The organism is Streptomyces sp. NPDC107522 (assembly GCF_055657525.1).
On record NZ_JBVKAU010000013.1, the window covers coordinates 51583 to 71442 of the forward strand.

At 70.6% G+C, this 19860-nt stretch carries 17 protein-coding genes; 9 read left to right on the plus strand and 8 right to left on the minus strand.

Going from position 1 to position 19860, the window contains the following annotated elements:
• Positions 1-22 precede the first annotated feature (22 nt).
• The 3 genes from ilvN to serA all read left to right on the plus strand — a co-directional run bounded on the left by ilvN (position 23) and on the right by serA (position 3529).
• Entirely contained in the window at positions 23-547 is a 525-nt protein-coding gene (ilvN, locus tag ACZ7L6_RS31985) for an acetolactate synthase small subunit (RefSeq protein ID WP_471929958.1), read from the plus strand.
• Between the two features lie 129 nt (positions 548-676).
• The gene (ilvC, locus tag ACZ7L6_RS31990) at positions 677-1675 is read left to right on the plus strand and encodes a ketol-acid reductoisomerase (RefSeq protein ID WP_093722997.1); all 999 of its coding nucleotides are present in this window, start codon (positions 677-679) and stop codon (positions 1673-1675) included.
• 264 nt (positions 1676-1939) lie between these two features.
• Positions 1940-3529, plus strand: coding sequence for a phosphoglycerate dehydrogenase (gene serA, locus ACZ7L6_RS31995; protein ID WP_471929960.1), 1590 nt, complete (start codon positions 1940-1942; stop codon positions 3527-3529).
• Between the two features lie 63 nt (positions 3530-3592).
• Here serA and ACZ7L6_RS32000 read toward each other — a convergent pair whose 3' ends face one another.
• A complete protein-coding gene (locus tag ACZ7L6_RS32000) occupies positions 3593-5131 on the minus strand; it encodes an MFS transporter (RefSeq protein ID WP_471929962.1) in 1539 nt (512 codons plus the stop codon).
• 97 nt (positions 5132-5228) lie between these two features.
• Between ACZ7L6_RS32000 and ACZ7L6_RS32005 the strand changes: the two genes are divergently transcribed.
• The gene (locus ACZ7L6_RS32005; RefSeq protein WP_471929964.1) at positions 5229-5807 is read left to right on the plus strand and encodes a TetR/AcrR family transcriptional regulator; all 579 of its coding nucleotides are present in this window, start codon (positions 5229-5231) and stop codon (positions 5805-5807) included.
• On the opposite strand, the gene ACZ7L6_RS32010 is transcribed toward ACZ7L6_RS32005, so the two are convergent.
• The 5 genes from ACZ7L6_RS32010 to ACZ7L6_RS32030 all read right to left on the minus strand — a co-directional run bounded on the left by ACZ7L6_RS32010 (position 5794) and on the right by ACZ7L6_RS32030 (position 12070).
• Entirely contained in the window at positions 5794-6468 is a 675-nt protein-coding gene (locus ACZ7L6_RS32010; protein ID WP_471929966.1) for an ATP-binding cassette domain-containing protein, read from the minus strand. The two genes, ACZ7L6_RS32005 and ACZ7L6_RS32010, sit on opposite strands and share 14 nt — an antisense overlap.
• The gene (locus ACZ7L6_RS32015; RefSeq protein WP_471929968.1) at positions 6465-7454 is read right to left on the minus strand and encodes an ABC transporter ATP-binding protein; all 990 of its coding nucleotides are present in this window, start codon (positions 7452-7454) and stop codon (positions 6465-6467) included. The genes ACZ7L6_RS32010 and ACZ7L6_RS32015 overlap by 4 nt, the downstream gene beginning before the upstream one ends.
• A complete protein-coding gene (locus ACZ7L6_RS32020) occupies positions 7444-9222 on the minus strand; it encodes an ABC transporter permease subunit (RefSeq protein ID WP_471929970.1) in 1779 nt (592 codons plus the stop codon). Before ACZ7L6_RS32020 ends, ACZ7L6_RS32015 begins: the two co-directional genes overlap by 11 nt.
• Positions 9219-10715, minus strand: a complete 1497-nt coding sequence (locus ACZ7L6_RS32025; RefSeq protein WP_471929972.1) for an ABC transporter substrate-binding protein — start codon at positions 10713-10715, stop codon at positions 9219-9221. Before ACZ7L6_RS32025 ends, ACZ7L6_RS32020 begins: the two co-directional genes overlap by 4 nt.
• A gap of 110 nt (positions 10716-10825) precedes the next feature.
• Positions 10826-12070, minus strand: a complete 1245-nt coding sequence (locus tag ACZ7L6_RS32030; protein WP_471929974.1) for a PucR family transcriptional regulator — start codon at positions 12068-12070, stop codon at positions 10826-10828.
• A gap of 142 nt (positions 12071-12212) precedes the next feature.
• Between ACZ7L6_RS32030 and ACZ7L6_RS32035 the strand changes: the two genes are divergently transcribed.
• On the plus strand, positions 12213-13193 hold the full coding sequence (locus ACZ7L6_RS32035; protein WP_471929976.1) for a proline dehydrogenase family protein: 981 nt from the start codon (positions 12213-12215) through the stop codon (positions 13191-13193).
• Between the two features lie 49 nt (positions 13194-13242).
• A complete protein-coding gene (gene pruA, locus ACZ7L6_RS32040) occupies positions 13243-14874 on the plus strand; it encodes an L-glutamate gamma-semialdehyde dehydrogenase (RefSeq protein ID WP_471929978.1) in 1632 nt (543 codons plus the stop codon).
• A 64-nt stretch (positions 14875-14938) separates the two neighbouring features.
• Here the strand turns inward: pruA and ACZ7L6_RS32045 are convergent, their stop codons facing one another.
• A complete protein-coding gene (locus ACZ7L6_RS32045; RefSeq protein WP_471929980.1) occupies positions 14939-15145 on the minus strand; it encodes a DUF5988 family protein in 207 nt (68 codons plus the stop codon).
• A 347-nt stretch (positions 15146-15492) separates the two neighbouring features.
• Between ACZ7L6_RS32045 and ACZ7L6_RS32050 the strand changes: the two genes are divergently transcribed.
• Positions 15493-15633 carry a hypothetical protein gene (locus tag ACZ7L6_RS32050; protein WP_383827991.1) on the plus strand — a complete coding sequence of 47 codons (141 nt, stop codon included), beginning with the start codon at positions 15493-15495 and terminating at the stop codon, positions 15631-15633.
• Positions 15634-15727: 94 nt separating this feature from the next.
• Here the strand turns inward: ACZ7L6_RS32050 and ACZ7L6_RS32055 are convergent, their stop codons facing one another.
• A complete protein-coding gene (locus ACZ7L6_RS32055; RefSeq protein WP_471929982.1) occupies positions 15728-17299 on the minus strand; it encodes a purple acid phosphatase family protein in 1572 nt (523 codons plus the stop codon).
• A gap of 142 nt (positions 17300-17441) precedes the next feature.
• Here ACZ7L6_RS32055 and ACZ7L6_RS32060 point away from each other — a divergent pair, with 142 nt between their 5' ends.
• Positions 17442-18485, plus strand: a complete 1044-nt coding sequence (locus ACZ7L6_RS32060) for a 3-isopropylmalate dehydrogenase (RefSeq protein ID WP_471929984.1) — start codon at positions 17442-17444, stop codon at positions 18483-18485.
• A gap of 271 nt (positions 18486-18756) precedes the next feature.
• A complete protein-coding gene (locus tag ACZ7L6_RS32065; protein ID WP_471929986.1) occupies positions 18757-19845 on the plus strand; it encodes a branched-chain amino acid aminotransferase in 1089 nt (362 codons plus the stop codon).
• Positions 19846-19860 lie beyond the last annotated feature (15 nt).

A 19860-nucleotide genomic window follows, 5' to 3' on the forward strand; every position in this document is an offset into this window, starting at 1 on the left:
GCGAGAGAGACGTAAGAAGACCATGTCCAAGCACACGCTCTCCGTCCTGGTGGAGAACACGCCGGGCATCCTCGCCCGGATCGCCGCCCTGTTCGCCCGCCGCGGATTCAACATCGACTCGCTCGCGGTCGGCGTCACCGAGCACCCCGACATCTCCCGCATCACCATCGTGGTGAGCGTCGAGGACCTGCCGCTGGAGCAGGTGACGAAGCAGCTCAACAAGCTCGTCAACGTGCTGAAGATCGTCGAGCTGGAGCCCGGTTCGGCCGTTCAGCGCGAACTCGTTCTGGTGAAGGTGCGCGCCGACAACGAGACCCGCTCCCAGATCATCGAGATCGTCCAGCTGTTCCGCGCCAAGACCGTCGACGTCTCCCCGGAGGCCGTCACCATCGAGGCCACCGGCTCCAGCGACAAGCTGGAGGCCATGCTGAAGATGCTGGAGCCGTTCGGCATCAAGGAGCTCGTCCAGTCCGGCACGATCGCGATCGGCCGCGGAGCGCGCTCGATCACGGACCGGTCGCTGCGGGCGCTCGACCGCTCGGCATAGGGACGCGTTCGGACGGTCGGGTGACACCGGCCGTCCGGATTCCGCCCGTATAGCGAGACCCCGAAACTTCCCTTCCCCCCGCCGTCATACGGTGGGACGCAACACCTGCACACAAGGAGAGAACCCAAAGTGGCCGAGCTGTTCTACGACGCCGACGCCGACCTGTCCATCATCCAGGGCCGCAAGGTCGCGGTCATCGGTTACGGCAGCCAGGGCCACGCCCACGCGCTGTCGCTCCGTGACTCGGGTGTCGACGTGCGTGTCGGTCTGCACGAGGGCTCCAAGTCCAAGGCCAAGGCCGAGGAGCAGGGCCTGCGCGTGGTGACGCCGTCGGAGGCCGCCGCCGAGGCCGACGTCATCATGATCCTGGTGCCGGACCCGATCCAGGCCCAGGTCTACGAGGAGCACATCGCCCCGAACCTGAACGACGGCGACGCCCTGTTCTTCGGCCACGGCTTCAACATCCGCTTCGGCTTCATCAAGCCCCCGGCCGGCGTGGACGTCTGCATGGTCGCCCCCAAGGGCCCGGGCCACCTGGTGCGCCGTCAGTACGAGGAGGGCCGCGGCGTTCCCTGCATCGCCGCCGTCGAGCAGGACGCCTCCGGCAACGCCTTCGCGCTCGCCCTGTCGTACGCCAAGGGCATCGGCGGCACCCGCGCCGGCGTCATCAAGACGACCTTCACCGAGGAGACCGAGACCGACCTGTTCGGTGAGCAGGCCGTCCTCTGTGGTGGCACCGCCGCCCTGGTGAAGGCCGGTTTCGAGACGCTGACCGAGGCCGGCTACCAGCCGGAGATCGCGTACTTCGAGTGCCTGCACGAGCTGAAGCTGATCGTGGACCTCATGTACGAGGGCGGCCTGGAGAAGATGCGCTGGTCGATCTCCGAGACCGCCGAGTGGGGCGACTACGTCACCGGCCCGCGGATCATCACCGACGCCACCAAGGCCGAGATGAAGAAGGTCCTCGCCGAGATCCAGGACGGCACCTTCGCGCAGGCCTGGATGGACGAGTACCACGGCGGTCTGAAGAAGTACAACGAGTACAAGAACGCCGACTCCGAGCACCTGCTGGAGACCACCGGCAAGGAGCTGCGCAAGCTCATGAGCTGGGTGAACGAGGAGGCGTAAGCCTCATGTCCGTGGCGGTACCCTCGGCAGGGGGTACCGCCACGGAGCTTTGCCCCGGACCCCGTGCGAAACCCCCATACAAAATGGAGTTTCCCGTCCGGGTGATCCTTCCGCAGAGGCGTAAGACGACCTCCGCCACGGCACTACACTGCCGTACTACATACGCGTCAGGCCCACAGCGTCGTGCGTCTTCCACGCGGCCACCACCCTCCCTCGCTTGCGGCCGTCGGGACGGCCGTCCGCATCGGACTTGTGAGGACTCACGTGAGCTCGAAACCCGTCGTACTCATCGCTGAAGAGCTGTCGCCCGCCACCGTCGACGCGCTTGGCCCCGACTTCGAGATCCGCCACTGCAACGGAGCAGACCGAGCCGAACTGCTCCCGGCCATCGCCGACGTGGACGCGATCCTGATCCGCTCCGCCACCAAGGTCGACGCCGAGGCGATCGCCGCCGCGAACAAGCTGAAGGTCGTCGCGCGAGCCGGCGTCGGCCTGGACAACGTCGACGTCTCCGCCGCCACCAAGGCCGGCGTGATGGTCGTCAACGCCCCCACCTCCAACATCGTGACCGCCGCCGAGCTGGCCTGCGGTCTCCTCCTCGCCACCGCCCGCAACATCCCGCAGGCCAACGCCGCGCTGAAGAACGGCGAGTGGAAGCGGAGCAAGTACACGGGCGTGGAGCTGGCCGAGAAGACCCTGGGTGTCGTCGGCCTGGGGCGGATCGGTGCGCTGGTCGCCCAGCGCATGTCCGCGTTCGGCATGAAGGTCGTCGCCTACGACCCCTACGTGCAGCCCGCGCGCGCCGCGCAGATGGGCGTCAAGGTGCTGTCGCTGGACGAGCTGCTCGAGGTCTCCGACTTCATCACCGTCCACCTGCCCAAGACCCCCGAGACCCTCGGCCTCATCGGCGACGAGGCGCTGCGCAAGGTCAAGCCGAGCGTGCGCATCGTCAACGCCGCGCGCGGCGGGATCGTCGACGAGGAGGCGCTGTACTCGGCGCTGAAGGAGGGCCGCGTCGCCGGCGCCGGTCTGGACGTGTACGCCAAGGAGCCGTGCACCGACTCGCCGCTCTTCGAGTTCGACCAGGTCGTGTCCACCCCGCACCTCGGCGCCTCCACCGACGAGGCGCAGGAGAAGGCCGGTATCGCCGTCGCCCGCTCGGTGCGCCTCGCCCTCGCCGGTGAGCTGGTCCCCGACGCGGTGAACGTGCAGGGCGGTGTCATCGCCGAGGACGTCAAGCCGGGTCTGCCGCTGGCCGAGCGCCTCGGCCGGATCTTCACCGCGCTCGCCGGTGAGGTCGCGGTCCGCCTCGACGTCGAGGTGTACGGCGAGATCACCCAGCACGACGTGAAGGTGCTGGAGCTGTCCGCCCTCAAGGGTGTCTTCGAGGACGTCGTCGACGAGACGGTGTCGTACGTCAACGCTCCGCTCTTCGCGCAGGAGCGGGGCGTCGAGGTCCGCCTGACGACCAGCTCGGAGGCGACCGACCACCGCAACGTCGTGACCGTGCGCGGCACGCTCGGCAACGGCGAGGAGGTGTCGGTGTCCGGCACGCTGGCCGGTCCGAAGCACCTGCAGAAGATCGTCGCGGTCGGCGACTACGACGTGGACCTCGCGCTGGCCGACCACATGGTCGTCCTGAAGTACGAGGACCGTCCGGGTGTCGTCGGCACGGTGGGTCGCATCCTCGGTGAGGCCGGGATCAACATCGCCGGCATGCAGGTGTCCCGGTCGGTGGCCGGTGGCGAGGCGCTCGCCGTCCTCACGGTGGACGACACCGTGACCCAGTCGGTGCTGACGGAGGTGGCCGAGGAGATCGGCGCGACGTCGGCTCGCTCGGTGAACCTGGTCTGAGGCGCCGGTGACTGGGGGCTGCCGCCCCCAGACCCCCGCTTCGGCCCTTGAGGGGCCTCGTCCTCAAACGCCGGACGGGCTGAGGTTACTCGGCTCGTCCGGCGTTTCGCGTGCGTGCTCCCGCACCTCGACCCGCCGCAACGTCACCGCCGCGAGCACCGCCGCCCCCGCCAGCAGCACCGCCCCCGCGATCGCCGCCCCCTGCATCCCGCTCGTGAATGCCTCCCGGGCTGCCGTCGCCAGTCCCGGCACCTGATCGGCGACCGCCAGTGCGCCGCCCAGCGTCTCGCGTGCCACGTCCGGAGCCGATGCCGGGATCTCGTGCCGGTAGATCGCCGTACCGATCGAGCCGAGCACCGCCATGCCCAGCGCGCCGCCGAACTCCGAGCCGGTCTCCATCAGGGACGACGCCGCGCCCGCCCGCTCCACCGGGGCGGTGCCCATCGCCAGGTCCATGATCTGGGACATCACCACGACGCACCCCACGGCGAGCACCGCGCAGGCGACCAGCACCAGCACCATCGAGTCCGTGTCCGCGAGGGCCAGCAGCCCGAAACCCGACGCGGCGATGACGAAGCCCGCACTGACGACGTAGGCGCGGTTGACGCCCTTCTGCACCAACTGGGTCGCGATCGGTGCCGCCGCCCCGATCGGTACCGACGGCAGCAGCGCCCACAGGGCCGCCTCCAGCGCGCTCTTGCCGAGCACCGACTGCAGGTACTGCGTGGTGAAGTAGGCCGAACCCATCACGCCGAACGCCGACAGGAGGTTCAGGCCGACCGAGGGCGCGAAGCCCCGTCCGCGGAACAGGGCCGGGTCGATCATCGGTGCCGCAGCCGTGCGCTGGCGGTGGACGAAGAGGGCCGCGAAGAGCAGGCCGACGGTGATCGAGACGACGTAGCGGACGTCCCAGCCCTCGGACGGGATCTCCTTCAGGCCGTAGATCACGGGCAGTACGCCCGCCATGGACAGCGGCACGCTCAGCCAGTCGAAGCGGCCCGTCGCGGCGTTCCTCGACTCGGGGAGCAGGAGCGGGCCGAGGATCAGCAGCAGGGCCATCGCGGGCAGGTTGACCAGGAAGACCGAGCCCCACCAGAAGTACTCGACCAGCACACCGCTCATCACCGAGCCGAGCGCGATCCCGGCCGTCATCACGCCGGACCACAGGCCGATCGCCTTCGCGCGCTGGGCGGGGTGGGTGAACATCGTGCGGAGCATGGCCATCGTCGAGGGCATGAGGGTGGCGCCGCCCATGCCGAGGACCGCGCGGGCCGCGATCAGCATTTCGGCGCTGTCCGCGTACGCCGCCGCCAGCGAGGCGGTGCCGAAGGCCGCGGCGCCGATCAGCAGGAGGCGGCGGTGGCCGATGCGGTCGCCGAGCGAGCCCATCGTCATCAGCAGGCCGGCCAGGGCGAAGGCGTAGATGTCGAAGATCCACAGCTGCTGGGTGCCGCTGGGTTCCAGGTCCGCGCTGATCGCCGGGATCGCGAAGTAGAGGACCGATACGTCCATGGAGACCAGTAGCAGCGGAAGCATCAGGACGCAGAGTGCGGTCCATTCCCGGCGCCCGGCACGGGTGGTGGTGCTGGTCGATTTCGTCATGCCGAGGAATGTACGCGCGTCTTAAACGCTTGTCTAGAACGCTTGTATAAGTCGACCGTCTAGGACGTTCGTATAAGTCGGCGGTAGGGTGGCGGACATGGGACACCGTGAGGACCTGCTCGAAGGCGCCAAGCGCTGCCTGCTGCAGAAGGGGTTCGTGCGCACGACGGCGCGCGACATCGTCAAGGAGTCGGGGACCAACCTGGCGTCGATCGGCTACCACTACGGCTCGAAGGACAAGCTCCTGGCCGAGGCGTACATCGCCCTCGTGGGCGAGGTGTCCGAGGACTGGGAACTGTCCGACGCCTTCGACACCGCTCCGGGCTCGCTCGAACGTTTCCACGAGGTCTGGGCGAGCATCATCCGCACCATGCGGGAGCCCGACTCCATCTGGCACCTCAGCGTCGAGATCATCGCCATGGGTGATCAACTGCCCGATGTGCGCGACCACTTGGCGCAGGCGCAGCGCGAAGCCGCCCGAGGGATCCTTCCGCTGTTCCTCGGGGGCCGGGAGGAGGACGTCGCGGAGGAGGACGTGGACTCCATCGGGCAGCTCTACAACACCCTGATGACGGGCCTCATCGCCCAGTGGACCTTCGACCCGAAGACCGCGCCCGGCGCCGAGCAGCTCACCGAGGGTCTGCGCCGGGTCATCGAGGGCGTCAACCGGAAATGACGCACCCGTCATGCATCTCGATCGCCCGGTGCGCGAAATGCCGTACGACGGCCCGGTCGTGGCAGATGAACAGGTAGCCGAGTCCGAGATCGTCCTGGAGATCGGCGAGCAGGTTCAGGATGCCGGCCCGGACAGAGGGGTCGAGGGACGAGACCGGTTCGTCGAGGACCAGCAGGCGTGGTTCGGAGGCCAGCGCGCGGGCGATTCCGGCGCGCTGGCACTGGCCGCCGGAGAGTTCGTGCGGCCGGCGGTCGCCGTACGACGGGTCGAGGCCGACCCGGTCGAGGAGTTCGGCGACCCGATCGGGGGTGGGCCGGCGGCCCTGTATCCGCAGCGGTTCCGCCACCGCGTCGCGGATGCGGTGGCGGGGGTTCAGTGAGCCGTACGGGTCCTGGAAAACGGGCTGCATGCGCGGGCGGATCGGGCGCAGCTCGCGTTCCGTGAGGCGTGTCAACTCCCGCCCCTCGAAGCTGACTTCACCGGCGTCGGGGCGGCGCAGCTGGAGCACGGCCAGGGCCGTGGAGGACTTGCCGCAGCCGGAGGGGCCGTTGAGGGCGAGGGTCTCGCCGGGAGCCAGAGTGAAGGAGACGTGGTCGACGGCGGTGACGTCGCCGTAGCGGACCACGAGGTCGCGGACGTCGAGCAGGGCGTCATCACTCATGCGGGCTGCCGCTTCTCTTCCTGGTTCTGGAACAACTCCGTGGCCGGGTGAGGGAGTTCCTGCCAGCGATGGCAGGCCACCAGGCGTCCCTCCACATCGTGCGGCTCCGGTTCCGCCGTACGGCAGACGTCCGCCGCGAGCGGGCAGCGCGGGGCGAAGGCGCAGCCCGGCGGGAGTGCGCCGGGGGCGGGCGGGGTGCCGGGCAGGGCGGGGAGGCGGCGGCCCGGGGGTGCGTGCTGGGGAAGGGAGGCCAGCAGGCCTGCCGTGTAGGGGGCGCGGGGGCGGCTCAGCACCTCGTCCGCCGGGCCGAGTTCGGTGAGGCGTCCGGCGTACATGACCAGCACGCGGTCCGCGTGATCCCGTACTGCGTCCATGTCGTGCGTGACCAGCACGAGCGCGGCCCCGACGGCCTCCCGCCGCTCGGCGAGCACCCGCAGCACCTGGTCGCGGCGTTCCTCGTCCAGGGCGGTGGTGGGTTCGTCGGCGACGACGATGTCCGGCTCGTTGATCGTCGCCATGGCGATGACGGCGCGCTGCCGCATGCCGCCGGAGTACTCGTGGGGATACGACCGCGCCTTGCGCGCGGCGTCCGCGATGCCCACCCGGTCGAGCGCGGCGACCGCGCGGGCCCGGGCCTCCTTGCGGGAGACGCGGGACACCGACCGTACGGCGGCGGCGAGTTGGTCGCCCACCGGGTGTACGGGGGAGAGGGCGGACAGGGCGTCCTGCGGGACGAGGGAGATGCGGCGGCCGCGGTGGGGCGCGAGGTCCGGCTCGACCGTCCCGCTCGTCGTAGCGCCCCGCGGCAGCATGCCCAGCAGCGCCCGGGCCGTGAGGGACTTGCCCGCGCCCGACTCGCCGACGATCGCGAGGACCTCGCGGGGCCGGACCTCGAAGGACAGGCCGCGCACGGCCTCGACGCCGTCGAAGGCGATCCGCAGCTCGCGCACCGACAACAGCGCCTCGGAGCGGTTCTCAGCATCCAACGGGGGTCTCCTTCCGTACGGCACCTGTGCCGCGCGCGACCCGGGGTGCTGGGCGCGGCCGCCTGCCGTGTACGGCCGCCGCCCCCGACACCGCCAGCCCCGCCAGCAGGGCCAGTGCGACGGCCGGGGCGAGGGCCGCCCACGGGGCGCGTTCGACGTAGGCGCGGGACTCGTCGAGCAGCAGTCCCCACTCGGGGGCGGGCGGCTGGGCGCCCAGTCCCAGGAAGCCGAGGGACGCCAGGGCGAGGGCGATGCCGGGCAGGCGCAGCAGGGCGTGCCGGGCGACCGGGGCGGCGACGGACGGCAGGACGTGCCGGGTGAGGATCCAGAACGGGGTCGCGCCCATGGCCCGTTGGGCGGTCAGGAACGCCGACGCCCGCACCTCCTGCACCAGCGCGGCGGCGTGCGCGGACAGCGCCGGCCACGAGATCAGGGCGACGGCGAGGGCCGCGCCCCCGGCGCCGGGACCGGTCGCCGCCGCGACCAGGATGCCGACGATCACGGGGGGCAGGGCGTTGGCGATGTCCGCCGCGCCCGCCGCGACGCCGGGCAGGAAGCCCAGTACGAGCGCGACCAGGAGGCTCAGCGCACAGATGGCGGCGGCCGTACCGACCGTGGAGGCGGCGCCGTGGCCGAGGCGGGCGAGCACGTCGCGGCCGAGGGCGTCGGTGCCGAGCGGGTGTGCCCAGGAGGGGGCGGCGAGGCGGGCGGCGGTGTTGACCGTGTACGGGTCACGCAGCAGGCCCCAGCCGATGGTCACCGCGAGGACGGCGAACAGCGTCAACGGGATCGCCGGGTGGGTACGGACCGGGCGCGTTGGGGGCAGCGTCAGACCGGCGTCACGCAGGGCGGGGCCCAGCAGCCGTCGCCGGGTGAGCGCCGCGGCCGCGCCGGCGAGCAGGCCGAGCAGCAGCAGGGCCAGCACCGAGCCCTGGAGCAGCGGGAGGTCCTGCGACTTGGCCGCGCCGAGCGCCGTACGGCCGATGCCGGGCACGGCGAACACCATCTCCACCGCGACCGCCCCGCCGGTCAGGCCGACGGCAACCATCCCGAACTGCGGTACCAGTGGCGGGAGTACGCGCTTGAGGGCCGCCGCCGAGATCCTCGTACGGCTCACTCCCGCGCCGCGCCACAGCTCCACCCACCGCTCGTCGAGGACGGCGGGCAGCGCGTCCGCGACCAGCCGGCCGAGCAGACCGCCCGCCGGGACACCGAGTGCGATCGCGGGCAGCACCAGGTACTCGGGGCCCGCCCAGCCGGCCGTCGGCAGCCACCCCAGCCACACCCCGCACACCAGCAGCGCGACGGTGGCCAGCAGGAACTCCGGTACGGCGGCCAGCATGGCGGCGAACGCCCCGGCCGACCCGCGTCCCCGCACCAGCACCGGCGCCACCAGTACGGCGGCCAGCGCGACCGCCACGCCGAGCGCCGCGCCCATCAGGCCCAGCGACACCTGGAGCCCGGCGACGACGGACGGCAGGACGTCGTGCCCCGACACCCAGGAGGTGCCGAAGTCGCCGCGCAGCAGGTCCGCGGCCCAACTCCCCAGCAGGGAAAGGGGACCGGCGTCCAGGCCGAGGTCCTCGCGGATCGCGGACAGGGCCTCGTCGGTCGCCTCCTGCTCGGCCGACCGGGCGCGCAGCACGGTGAGCGCCGGGTCCTTGTGCGAAAGCCAGGGCAGCAGGCCGACGGTGGCCAGGACCGCGACGAGACAGCCGAGGCGGGTCAGCTCGGCGGGGCCGACCGCCTTCCTCACCAGGGCCTTCACTTGACGTACGTGTCCACCGTGACGAGCTCACGCTCACGCGGGTCGTGGGCGGAGTCGACGACACCGGTGGCGTCGCCCTGGATCACCCGCTCGTGGAGCATCGGCACGGCGGCGTCCGCGGTGAGCACGGCGGCCTCGGCCGCGATGATCGCCTTGCGGCGGGCCTCGCCGGTCTTCGTCTCGCCGGCCTTCTTCAGCTCGGCGTCGACGGAGGAGTCGGCGAGCTGCGAGATGTTGAAGGAGCCGTCGGAGGCGAAGTCGCTGTACAGGTAGGCGGCCGGGTCCCCGGAGTCGAGGACGGTGGCGCGGGAGAGGACGAACGCGTCGAACTTGCCCGCGAGGGCGTCCGATTCGATGTTCGCGTACTCGCGGACGTCGAGCTTCACCTTGAACCCGGCCTTCTGCAGCTGCTGCTGCAGCGTGGCGGCGACCTCGGGCAGCTCGGCCCGGTCGGTGAAGGTGCCGATGGTGATCGTCGTGCCGTTCGGCTTGCCGGCCTTCGTGTGCCTGACGGGCGTGCGCAGGTCGGCCGCCCACGGCAGCGCGGGCCCGAGCAGTCCTTCGGCGACATCCGCCCGACCCTCGTACACGCCCTCGACGATCGACTTGGCGTCGATCGCCTCCCGGGCGGCGGCGCGCAGCGAGGCGTCCTTGAAGACGCCCTTGTCGGTGTTCAGGTAGAGCGTGTTGGTGCGCGGCATCGGGACCTCGGTGATCAGGTCCTGGTCGAGGACGGCGGCCTGCGAGACCGGAACCGCCTCGACGATGTCGGCCTCGCCGCTGCGGAGCGCTGCCGCGCGGGCGGTGCCGTCGGGGACGAACGTCACGTCGATTCCCGGGGCCTTGGCCTTGCCGCCCCAGTACTTGTCGTAGCGGTCGAGGGTGGCGGAGGCGGTGCCGCCCACCTTCGTGAGCTCGAAGGGGCCGGTGCCGGCGCCGACGGGGTTCACCGTCTTCCCCCTGTACGCCTTCGCCGCCAGGATCGACAGCTGCGGTGAGCTGAGCCGCTGCGGGACCAGGGGGTCCTCGGCGGCGGTCGTGACGGTGACCGTGTCGGCGTCCTCGGCCTTCGCGGTCAGGTCGACGCCGTCGAGGATGCGGGGCTTGGGGGAGGCGCCGGCGGCCTCGGTGAGCGACCGCACGACGGCCTGCGCGTCGAGCTTCGTGCCGTCGTGGAAGGTGACGCCGTCGCGTATCTCGAAGGTCCATGTGCGGCCGGACTGCTGCCACTCGGTGGCGAGGGCGGGCCGGGCGTCGCCGTCCTCGTCCAGCTTCACCAGGGTCTCGGCAGTCGACCAGCGGGCCAGCTTGAACGCGTCGTCGGACAGCGGGGACAGGCCGGAGCGAGGGGGCTGCATCATCGCGAGGCGGATGCGCTTGCCGTCCGTGGCCGTGTCCGCCGCGGACTCCGCTCCGGCGAAGCAGCCGGTGAGCAGGGCGGAGGCGGCGGTGAGGGCGGTGGCGGGGAGCAGGCGGTGGGCGGGCAGGCGCACGGAACCCTCCGGGTAAAAGGGCGGTCAAGAGAGCGGTTGCCGCGACCGTAGCATGATGACAATCGTTTTCAGAAATGCGTTGCCCCGGTGAGACTGCCCGGTGGCCGTGCCTAGAGCCGCGCACCCTTCAACGCCATGTGCAGCAGCAGCCGGTCCTCCCCGTCGTCCAGGTCCAGGCCCGTGAGCTGTTCGACGCGGGACAGGCGGTAGTACAGGGTCTGGCGGTGGATGCCGAGTTCGGCGGCCGTGCGGCCGGCCTGGCCCGCGCAGTCCAGGTAGACCTCGGCGGTGCGGGCGAGTTCCTGGTGGGCGGGGGAGAGGAGTGGGGCGACCGCGGGGTCGCGGGCCGTCTGCGGGGAGAGGGAGGTCAGCAGGCGGTACGCCCCGATGCGCGACCACTCGGCCACCGGCCCGAGCCTCGGCTCCGCCAGCGCCGCGCGCGCCGCGGCCGACGCCTCCTGCCAGACGGTGTTCAGGTCGGCGAGGCCCGTGCGCGGTTCGCCGAGGCCGGCCGCCAGCGGTGACCGGGGCTGGGCGGACGGCCGGGACGGCGGCTGGGCCGCCCCTTCCTTCAGCAGCCGGGACGCCGCCGCCAGCGCCGCCGTCCGCACCTCCGGTGAGCGCAGCCGGACGAGCATCGCGAGGCTCTGCCCGCTCGCGCCCCACGGGAGAGTGCACAGCGCCGTCGCGTGCGGCACCGTACGCACGGACGGGGCGTCGTCGGGGTCGGCCGACGGCCAGGGCGCCACGCAGACCACCGTATGGACGCCGTCCGCGCGCGGGCCCAGCGCCGTGCGCAGCTCGGCCACCGCCATGTCCCCCTGCCAGCCGCCCTCGGCGGTCAGCACCGCCCGCAGCTCCCGGCCGAGATCCGCCCCGTGCTGCGCCTCGTCGGCGAGCAGCTCGCCGATGCGGGCCGTCACCTCCATCGCGGCCGTCAGCTGCCGCTCGGTCGGGCCCGGGTCGTCGTCCAGCAGCCAGACGTAGCCCAGGACGACACCCCGATGGCGTACCGGCAGGCAGATACGCCCCCGGTACACCCCGGCCTCCGGAGTCGGCGGGATCCGCACCGGCCCGGTCGCCCGCGTGATGCCGAAGCCCTCGAACCACCTGCGCACCGCGGCCGTCGAGCGGCGCGTCAGGATCGAGCGGGTGCGGACCGGGTCCAGGGCCGACGCGTCCAGCTCGCCCTCGCTGTCGTACGCGCCGAAGGCGATCAGCTCGAAGTCCCGGTTCTCCAGCGTCGCGGGGACACCCAGGAGCTCCGAGATCTCGTCGACCAGCTCCTGGTAGTCGCCTTTGTAATCGGCTGTCACTCGGGCATTCTCCCGTATAACCGCAGGGGCGTCATACATCTGTCTGAGATCTGCGGCACGGATGCGTGACAGCTGTCGATGGCCGACGATCGGAGGGATCCTTAGGTTTCACGGTGGTTCTCCGTGCCGTACCCGAATGGTCGGGATTCGGCCGCCTTTCTGCTGTTTGTGGAGGTGCCCCGTGCTGGGTCCCGTGATTCTCGCCGCGTCGCGCAGCGACCGGATGCGACGCCTGATCTCGGCGGCCCCGGTGACGAAGCAGGTCGTCGACCGGTTCATCCCCGGCGAGACCGTCGACGAGATCGTGCCGATCATCGAGGACCTCACCGGCAAGGGCCTGGAGCTGACGATGGACGTCGTCGGCGAGGACATCACCCGCCCCGAGCAGGCCGAGGCCGCCCGGGACGCCTATCTGCGCCTCGTCGACCGGATCAAGGATCTGGGGCTGGGCGAGCGCGTCGAGATGTCCGTGAAGCTGTCGATGTTCGGGCAGTCCCTCGCGTCGCCCACCACCGCCCTATTCGAAGGGCCCTCCGGGCCCGCCCCCACATTCCACGGCGGCCACGAGCTCGCCCTCGCCAACGTCCGCCCCGTCGTCGAGGCCGCCGCCGCCATCGGTACGACCGTCACCCTCGACGCGGAGGACCACACCACCCTCGACTCGATGTTCGCCATCCACGAGGAGCTGCGCGGGGACTTCCCGCAGACCGGCTGCGTCATCCAGGCCTACCTCTTCCGCACCGAGGCCGACGCCCGCCGCCTCGCCGCGAACGGCAGCCGGGTGCGCCTGGTCAAGGGCGCGTACAAGGAGCCCGCCGAGGTCGCCTACCAGCAGAAACACGAGATCGACAAGGCGTACGTCCGCATCCTCAAGGTTCTGATGGAGGGTGAGGGGTATCCGATGATCGGGTCCCACGACCCGCGCCTGATCTCCATCGCCCAGGAACTCGCGCGGCGCGCCGGGCGAAAGCCCGACGAGTACGAGTTCCAGATGCTGTACGGCATCCGCAGCGACGAGCACCTGCGCCTCGCCGCCGAGGGCCACCGCATGCGCGTCTACACCGCCTACGGCACCGACTGGTACGGCTACTTCATGCGGCGGTTGGCCGAGAAGCCGGCGAACCTGCGCTTCTTCGTCCGAAGCATGATCACCAAGGGCTGAGCCCGCACCCGCTCGAGAACACCGCTCAAGTCAAGGAGTTACGGAACCCATGGACGCTGTGACCCAGGTCCCCACCCCCGTCAACGAGCCGGTGCACGGCTACGCCCCCGGCTCGCCCGAGCGCGCCCGGCTGGAGGCCAAGCTGAAGGAGCTGGCCGAGAACCCGATCGACCTGCCCTGCACCATCGGCGGCGAGAAGCGGATGGGCGGCGGTGAGCGGTTCGACGTCGTGCAGCCGCACAACCACAAGGCCCGCCTCGGCACCTACGGCAACGCCACCCAGCAGGACGCCCAGGACGCCATCGACGCGGCCCTCGCCGCCGCGCCGGCCTGGCGTGCGATGTCCTTCGACGACCGTGCGGCGATCATCCTGCGCGCCGCCGAGCTGCTGGCAGGTCCCTGGCGGGAGACCCTCGCCGCCTCCACCATGCTCGGCCAGTCCAAGACCGCCCAGCAGGCCGAGATCGACACCCCGTGCGAGCTCGTCGACTTCTGGCGCTTCAACGTGAAGTACGCCCGTGACCTGCTCGCCGAGCAGCCCCCGGCCAACTCCCCGGGCGTCTGGAACCGCCTCGACCACCGCCCGCTGGAGGGCTTCGTCTACGCGATCACGCCCTTCAACTTCACGGCGATCGCGGGCAACCTGCCCACCGCCCCCGCGCTGATGGGCAACGTGGTCGTGTGGAAGCCGTCCCCGACCCAGACCCACGCCGCCGTGCTGCTCATGCAGCTGCTCGAGGAGGCCGGTCTGCCCAAGGGCGTCATCAACCTCGTCACCGGCGACGGCATCGAGGTCTCCAAGGTGGCTCTCGAGCACCGTGACCTCGCGGGCATCCACTTCACCGGCTCGACCAAGACCTTCCAGTACCTGTGGAAGACGGTCGGCAACAACATCGAGAAGTACCGCTCCTACCCGCGCATCGTCGGCGAGACCGGCGGCAAGGACTTCGTCGTCGCCCACCCGAGCGCCGACAAGGCGATCCTGAAGACCGCGCTGACCCGCGGTGCCTTCGAGTACCAGGGCCAGAAGTGCTCGGCGACCTCCCGGGCGTACATCCCGGCGTCGATCTGGAACTCCGGCTTCAAGGAGGAGTTCGCGGCCGAGGTCGACTACATCACCATGGGTGACGTCACCGACCTGTCCAACTTCATCGGCGCCGTCATCGACGAGCGCGCCTTCGCCAAGAGCAAGGCCGCGATCGACCGCGCCAAGTCCGACTCGTCCTGCACGATCGTGGCGGGCGGCTCCTACGACGACTCGGTGGGCTACTTCGTCCGCCCGACCGTCATCGAGTGCAACGACCCGGAGAACGAGGTCTTCACCACCGAGTACTTCGGCCCGATCCTCGCCGTGCACGTCTACGAGGACGACAAGTACGAGGAGATGCTGGACCAGATGGAGTCGGTGTCCGCCTACGCGCTCACCGGCTCGGTCATCGCGGCCGACCGCGCGGCGGCGGCGTACACGATGGAGAAGCTGCGCTACGCGGCCGGCAACTTCTACATCAACGACAAGTCGACCGGCGCCGTCGTCGGCCAGCAGCCCTTCGGTGGCGGCCGGGCCTCCGGCACCAACGACAAGGCCGGCGCCCCGCAGAACCTGATGCGCTGGACGCTGACCCGCTCCATCAAGGAGACGCTGGTCCCGCCGACCGACTACACCTACCCGCACATGGGCTGACGGTCGGTCAGCATGCGGCGAGGGGCCGGGCGACACGCCCGGCCCCTCGCGCTGTCCTGGGGGGCTATTCGGCGATCTCCGTCCGCTCCCACCACTCGTACACCGGCAGCGCGCCCTCCGCTGTGTCCGCCTGCCGTGAGGTCGGCCTGAAGTGCTCGTATCCACCGCGGAGCTTGATCTTCACGTCCGGGCCGGGGGACGGGGTCGGGACGATCCGTTCGGGCAGATCGTCCGGGCCGCCTTCGAGGAACACCTTCGCCGTGTCGTTCATGACCTCAGCGTTCCCCTCGTCGTGGCCGTCCGTCCCGTGCCGCCCGGATCATCAGCCGGGTGGGCGATCCGCTGTCAGGTCCGTCCCTCGGGTGTGATGATGAAAGCGCAGGTCAGCGGCGTGTGACCTACTCCACCGTCTCAGATAGTAGGAAGTCCGAGTAATTGTGGAGACAGATGCCCCGTCCTCGCTTAGCTTTGTAGAAGCCGAACGTCTCGCTCGATCAAGCGAATGGCGGTCGTGAGCCGGGCCCCGTGCAGGCAACCCCTGCGGCACCGCTCCCCGCCCCACCCGGCGTCTCGTAACCCCTTGTTGCACTCCAGGATTGCCGAAGGAGTCGATTTCCCATGGCCGAGACGACCGCCCGCCGTCGAGTCCGTCACCTCTCCCGTACGACCGAGTCCGACCGCAAGAACGCCGCGGCCGCGCTGCAGCGCGCGCTTGACCGCCGGGACAACGGCGGAGCCACCGGTCACCAGGCTGCGTAGCGCTCCGCTGGTAGTGCCGCGACTGGGTAGTGCCGCGATGTGTCGTCGTTCGTCTGCGGCGGCGTCGTGGCTGGTCGCGCAGTTCCCCGCGCCCCTACCGGCGCCGTACCTCGAAATGGTCGACGCGCTCGCCCTCGGACGTCAGCGCCGACACCTTCAGCCGGGGCTTCGCGCCGGCCTCCGCCTCCACCGCGAGGAAGGAGAAGCCCCGGTACCGCACCCGCGACCACTCGACGCTCTCCGCCTTGGTGTCGCGTGACCTGGTCCACGTGAAGGAGTCGACCGACTCCCGCTCGGTGACATGGCCCTCGTAGCTCTCCTCGACGCCCGTCGGAAAGCCGTACAGGTCCTTGCCGCCGCCGCCCGCCGTGACGTACACGATCCCGTCCCGCGTCGGGTCCGTCGTCGCGCCGATCGGGACCGGCCTGCCCACCTCGCCGTTCAGAATTGCGTCGGTCCGTTCGTACACGTGGTTGTGCCCGTTGATCACCAGGTCGACCTGGTGCTTGGCGAAGAGCGGCACCCACTCCGCGCGGATGCCGCCGTCGGAGGCGTGTGTCGACGTCGAGTAGGCGCAGTGGTGGAAGAAGACGACGACGAAATCGACCAAGGTGTCGGCCCGCAGCTCGCCCAGCTTGCGGTCCAGCCACTTCGTCTGCCGTCCCTCCGTGTAGCCGAGGTTGGCGGGGATCTCGTACGACACGTCGTTCGCGTCCAGCGCGACCACGCCGACGTTGCCGTACGTGAAGGCGTACACCCCCGGCGCCGTACGCGGGTCGAAGCCGCTGTCCGGGAGGGAGAAACGGGCGAGCTGGCCGCCGTAGCCGTCCGGCGAGTACCAGGCCTCCATGTCGTGGTTGCCGGTCGTCACCATCCACGGCACCGACTTCGCCACCGACTCGGTCTGCTTGAGGAACAGGTCCCAGAAACCGGGGTCATAGCCGTCCGACTCCTTGCCCCGGCCATTGACGTTCGCGTAGCAGATGTCGCCGGCGTGGAGGTGGAAGGCGGGGTCCTGGCGCAGCAGGACATGGTCGTTGGCGGACGCCGCCTCGCTGACGCCCTGGTCGCCGAAGGCCGTGAAGGTGAACGTCTCCGGGGTGGCGGGAGCCGTGCGGAAGGTGGCGATCGTCGAGCGGTGCCGACGTTCGGCGGGGTCGAAGCCGTCGTGACCCACGCCGTAGTAGTACGTCGTGCCGGGGCGCAGGGTGTCCAGGGCCGCGTGGACGTAGTACTGCTCGAACGCCGGGCGGATGCCCTGGAGCGCCGGGGTCTTCAGATCGCGCACCTCCGCCTCGATCCTCCGGCCCAGGTCGTCGGGGCGCAGACCGATCCGGACGTACGGCTTTCTCACCGCGGCCGGCACCTGCCAGGAGATCCGCATCTGCGTCTTCGGGTCGGCGCCGAAGGCGAGATGGCGGCCGAAGGGTGCGACGGCGGAGCCCGGCACCTCGGTGAGGGCGGACGCGGACGCCGAAGCCGAGGCCTTCGGGCCGGCGGCACCTGCCCCCGAACCGGAGCAACCCGTCAGCAGGCCACCCGCCACCGCGCCCGCCGTCACCAGCGTGCGGCGCCGGGACAGCTTGGTGCGCAGGTACTCGTGCTGTTCCGCCATGCTCATACGGCGGGCGAGCTGGGGCGGGATGCCGAAGTCGGGGATGTCCATGGAAGGGAACTTCCCAGCAAAGGCCAACACCCGCCCCACATGCGGGTGAACGGCAGCCGACGCACTAACGCCGTCCCCCGTCCGGCTGTCCGCATCGCGGACGCGGCATGTCATTCCATGGGACGAGGAGTAGGGTGCCGACATGTCTCGCAGCCTCAATCTCGCAGTGATTCCGGGTGACGGCATCGGCCAGGAGGTCGTGGCCGAAGGCCTGAAGGTCCTCTCCGCCGTCCTTCCGCAGGATGTGAAGCTGGAGACCAAGGAGTACGACTTCGGCGCCCGGCGCTACCACGCCACCGGTGAGACCCTCACCGACGCCGACCTCGACGCCCTCAAGCAGCACGACGCCATCCTGCTGGGCGCCATCGGCGACCCCAGCGTCCCCTCCGGCGTGCTGGAGCGCGGCTTCCTGCTCAAGCTGCGCTTCGCCTTCGACCACCACGTCAACCTGCGTCCGTCGAAGCTCCTCCCGGGCGTCGCCACCCCGCTCGCCGGTGAGCCGAGCATCGACTTCGTCGTGGTCCGCGAGGGCACCGAGGGCCCGTACACCGGCAACGGCGGCACCATCCGCAAGGGCACCCAGCACGAGGTCGCCACCGAGGTCTCCGTCAACACGGCGTACGGCGTCGAGCGCGTGGTCCGCGACGCCTTCGCCCGGGCGCAGGCCCGCCCGCGCAAGAAGCTGGCGCTGATCCACAAGAACAACGTGCTGACCTTCGCCGGTCACCTGTGGACCAACATCTTCAACAAGGTGGCCGAGGAGTTCCCCGAGGTCACCACCGAGTACATGCACGTCGACGCGGCGACCATCTACCTGGTCACCCAGCCCGAGCGGTTCGACGTCATCGTGACCGACAACCTCTTCGGCGACATCATCACCGACCTCGCCGCGGCCGTCTCCGGCGGCATCGGCGTGGCGGCGAGCGGGAACATCAACCCCTCCGGCGAGTTCCCGTCGATGTTCGAGCCGGTCCACGGTTCCGCGCCCGACATCGCCGGCCAGGGCAAGGCCGACCCCACCGCCACGGTCCTGTCCGTCGCCCTGCTCCTGCGCCACCTCGGCTACGACGCCGAGGCCGCCCGCATCGACGGGGCGGTCTCCACCGACCTCGCCGAGCGCACCGGCAAGCCCGCCCGCAGCACCGCCGAGATCGGCGACGCGCTGGCCGCACGAGTAGCCGGCTGATCCGGCGCGCCACTCGATCCTTTCGAAGCCGTCGGGTCACTTCGCACCCGGCGGCTTCCCCATGTCCGCCGCCGGGTGACACCATCAACCCTGGGTCGCGGTTTCACGCCGATCACGCCGAACAGGCCGATTTCTTCCACGGCACCCGCTTGCGATAATCGAACGCGGAGCCGCGGAATGAAGGAATGCTCGGACGTCCTAGCACTGGCCACGGGCAGTACTGGCGTGAGTGCGGCCCGCCACAACGAAAACCGGTGAAGGACATCCACTCATGACGACGCCCACGATCGAGCTCAAGCCCTCCGCCAGCCCGCTCTCCGCCGCCGAGCGCGAGGCGATACTGGCCAACCCCGGGTTCGGCCGCCACTTCACCGACCACATGGTGACGATCAAGTGGACCGAGGGCCGGGGCTGGCACGACGGCGAGCTCGTGCCGTACGCGCCGATCTCCCTCGACCCGGCCACCATGGTCCTGCACTACGCGCAGGAGATCTTCGAGGGCCTCAAGGCGTACCGCCAGCCCGACGGGTCCGTCGCCACGTTCCGTCCCGAGAAGAACGCGACGCGGTTCCAGGCCTCCGCCCGCCGGCTCGGCATGCCGGAGCTGCCCGTGGAGACGTTCATCGAGGCGTGCGACGTGCTGGTGCAGCAGGACGAGGCCTGGGTCCCGGCGCACGGCGGCGAGGAGTCCCTCTACCTGCGTCCGTTCATGTTCGCGACGGAGGTCGGCCTGGGCGTGAAGCCCGCCAGCGAGTACCTGTTCATGGTCATCGCCTCCCCGGCCGGCGCCTACTTCCCCGGCGGCGTCAAGCCGGTGTCCATCTGGGTCTCCGAGGACCACGTCCGCGCCGTGCCGGGCGGCATGGGCGACGCGAAGACGGGCGGCAACTACGCCGCGTCCCTGCTGGCGCAGGCCGAGGCCGCCGCCAAGGGCTGCGCCCAGGTCTGCTACCTGGACGCGGTCGAGCGCAAGTGGGTCGAGGAACTCGGCGGGATGAACCTGTACTTCGTGTACGGCGACAAGATCGTCACCCCGTCCCTCACCGGCTCCATCCTGGAGGGCGTCACCCGTGACTCCCTCCTGTCGGTCGCCCGCGACCTCGGTTACGAGTCGGAGGAGGGCCGCATCTCCGTCGACCAGTGGCAGCGCGACTCCGAGAACGGCACCCTCACCGAGGTCTTCGCCTGCGGCACGGCGGCGGTCATCACCCCGGTCGGCACCGTGAAGCGCACCGGCGCCGAGTGGCAGCAGAGCGGCGGAGAGCCCGGCGAAGTCACGATGAAGCTCCGCCAGGCTCTCCTGGACATCCAGAGGGGCAAGTCCGAGGACAAGCACGGCTGGATGCACAAGCTGGGCTGAACAGTTGATCGGCGT